Raw genomic sequence first — 365 nt, forward strand, 5'->3', positions numbered from 1 at the left:
GACGGCAGGCACTCGCCGTTAGCCGCCTGCAAGCATGGCCGCTATCCGTGCCATGTGGGACTCGGCCGTTTCGCGCGTCACTTCCTTGTCTGCTTCCGGATCCTTGCCCTGCCAATGCAGATCGGCTTGCGGCAATTCGTGCAGGAACCGGCTAGGCTGGTTGCTGTGGACATCGCCATAGCGCTTCGTCTTGGCGGACCAGGACAGTGTGAGCAGTTCCTTGGCGCGGGTGATGCCGACATACATCAGTCGACGCTCCTCATCGATGCGGCCTTCATCCAGTGCGCCTTCGTGCGGTAGCGTGCCGTCCTCGCAACCGACGATGAAGACGAAGCGGAACTCCAGTCCCTTCGCCGCGTGCAGGG

The 365-nt window shown here is 62.7% G+C and carries 1 protein-coding gene; it reads right to left on the minus strand.

All coding sequences use genetic code 11. The annotated features are described in order from the left end of the window. Positions 1 to 18: 18 nt before the first annotated feature. Positions 19 to 365 (minus strand): 3'-5' exonuclease (locus tag GSQ77_RS29125; protein ID WP_158907622.1); only part of this gene is annotated, 347 nt, incomplete at its 5' end.

The organism is Burkholderia sp. L27(2015), from assembly GCF_009765705.1.
Classification (GTDB): Bacteria; Pseudomonadota; Gammaproteobacteria; order Burkholderiales; family Burkholderiaceae; genus LMUX01.